We start from the raw sequence: 2,007 nt of genomic DNA, 5'->3' as shown, positions 1-2,007 counted from the left end.
CCCAAAGCTACACGGGCTCTGCCGTAGCGGAACGCTACGGCAGAGCCCGTGTAGCTTTGGGAGGATTGACCCCGGGTTTAATTCAGGCCGGCGATGCGGGCGTTGCGTTCGCGTTCGAGGCGGGTGATGTAGCGCTGCACGTAGGCCAGCATGCCGCGTGGGATGTTGACGAATTCGCAGCCCAGCCGGCGGTTGGTTTTGTTGTTCAGCAGCGTCAGGTCGAGCGAGTTGCGCACCTGGAGCGAGGTGCTGACTTGGCCAATCTCGGGCAGGTCGATGCGGCAGCCTTCGTAATCCTTGCCGATCGCGTTGCCGAGCATCATTTTGTTGTCGAGGATGGCGATGCCGCCGCAGCTGATGTCGGCCAGCGGGAAGGTGGTCGGCCCGCCCAGGTCGGCCGGCAGCGGGATCAGGATCCGCACCGGATTGGTCACCGGGGTGGCGATCCGGTAGTACTCGCGCCGCTGCAGCCGGATCAGCGAGGTCGGAATCGCGATCTTGAACGCCGGATTGCCTTCAAACGTGGTCGCCTCCACCTGCTCGGCCGCGAACAGGATGCGTACCTTGTCCAGCGAGGTTTCAAACGAGAGCCGGCGCGACGCCAGTACCCGCTTGTTCTGGTCCTGGTCGATCGAGCAATCCAGGTAGACGCTGTTGGTGGTGTCGTCCACGTCCAGGATCGAGGTCACGCAGACGTCGGCCTCACCCTGGATCAGCATGCGGATCAGCTGGTTTTTTTCGCCGATGCCGCGCAGCAGGGCAAAGATTTCCCGTTTGGATGCGACTTCAAAATCGTGCCAGTTTTCCAATTCCGCATCCTGAAAGTGTGAGTACATCGGTGCCAGTTCGTGGGTCAAGTTTCGGTCAAGGGGATGCTGGGAGCCGGTGCCGGCGGCAGCGGCAGGCCAGACTTTTGCGCTGCTTCAATATGATATAGCCACGCCAATAGTTCCGCAATCGTGCGGTACAGGATGGGGGGGATTTGTTGATCCAAGTCAACATCCATGAGCAACGATACAAGTTCCTTGGACTCGTGGATGGCCACGCCAGCCTCCTGGGCGACGTGGATGATCTGTTCCGCCACCAGGCCGCGCCCTTTGGCCACCACCTTGGGCGCCGGCAGGCCGCTGTCGTAGGCCAGCGCCACCGCCTGCTGCAGCGGCGGCTTGCGTTGCGCGTCATCCGTCATGGGCCGGTCTCCTGACTGATGTTCAGCGAGGTCAGCTGCGCGCCGGCCGCTTCCATGGCGCTTTCCAGCTTGCCGGACCAGGCGCGCAGCGTGCTGGCGCTGGCGTCGCTGTCGGTCTGGACCTGGATGTGGACCTGGTCGCCGATCAGCGTCACCGCCGCCGAGACCGCGCCCAGGGTCGGCAGGCGGAAACGCACGCCGCTGCGCCAGATCTGCTCGGGCTCGCCATCGCTGTCGCCGCAGCCACCGTCGCGGCCCTCGCGCTGGTCGCGCCGCACTTCCCATTCCATTTGCTGGCCCGGCCAGGCCTGGCCGTTCCACAGCACGCGTTGCTGTTCCTGGGTGTGCAGTTGCTGGTTGATCATTTGCGCGGCGCCAAGGTCGGGACCATTGCCGGTGGCGGCGCGGGCGGCGCTTTCATTGCCCTGTTGCTGCAGCAGGCGCTGCATCTGCGGTTCGCGCGCCAGCTCGCTCAGCGGGCGCTCGCCCTTGGCCCATTCGGCCACATGCGATTCGTAGAACAGGCCGCTCTGGGAGATGGTGTCGTGCAGCTTTTGCGCCAGCGCGGCGGTGTCCGGTTCGCTGTTGCCGAACAGCGCGCTCTTGCCGATCAGCGCCACTTGCGCCGCCTGGCTGCCCTGGGCCGCGCTGAGCACGCTGGTCAGCACGCGGGCGGCGCTGCTCAAGGTGGCTTGCGGCGCGTTGGGACCCAGCTCCGGCAGTTCGTGCGCCGGCGTCAGCGGCGCCTTGCCGAGCAGGCTGGCGGCCAGGCTTTGCGGCTTGACGCCGTCGGCCGGGGCGGCATTGCCGGCGCCCAG

3 protein-coding genes are annotated in these 2,007 nt (G+C 65.6%); all 3 read right to left on the bottom strand.

Annotated features, from left to right (window positions below):
- Positions 1–77: 77 nt before the first annotated feature.
- Positions 78–836 carry a flagellar brake protein gene (locus GJ699_RS33845; RefSeq protein ID WP_154383806.1) on the bottom strand — a complete coding sequence of 253 codons (759 nt, stop codon included), beginning with the start codon at positions 834–836 and terminating at the stop codon, positions 78–80.
- Positions 837–853: 17 nt separating this feature from the next.
- Positions 854–1,189, bottom strand: coding sequence for an EscU/YscU/HrcU family type III secretion system export apparatus switch protein (locus GJ699_RS33840; protein WP_154383805.1), 336 nt, complete (start codon positions 1,187–1,189; stop codon positions 854–856).
- A partial coding sequence (gene fliK, locus GJ699_RS33835) for a flagellar hook-length control protein FliK (protein WP_195763721.1) occupies positions 1,186–2,007 on the bottom strand: 822 nt, incomplete at its 5' end. The genes GJ699_RS33840 and fliK, both read right to left, overlap by 4 nt.

The organism is Duganella guangzhouensis (genome assembly GCF_009674535.1).
GTDB classification, from domain to species: domain Bacteria; phylum Pseudomonadota; class Gammaproteobacteria; order Burkholderiales; family Burkholderiaceae_D; genus Rugamonas; species Rugamonas guangzhouensis.
This window is presented reverse-complemented; position numbering and strand designations above follow the sequence as displayed.

Bases quoted from the DNA above. Each gene is read 5' to 3' on its own strand.
- GJ699_RS33845 (WP_154383806.1), bottom strand. From the start codon at position 836: ATGTACTCACACTTTCAGGATGCGGAATTGGAAAACTGGCACGATTTT.
- GJ699_RS33840 (WP_154383805.1), bottom strand. From the start codon at position 1,189: ATGACGGATGACGCGCAACGCAAGCCGCCGCTGCAGCAGGCGGTGGCG.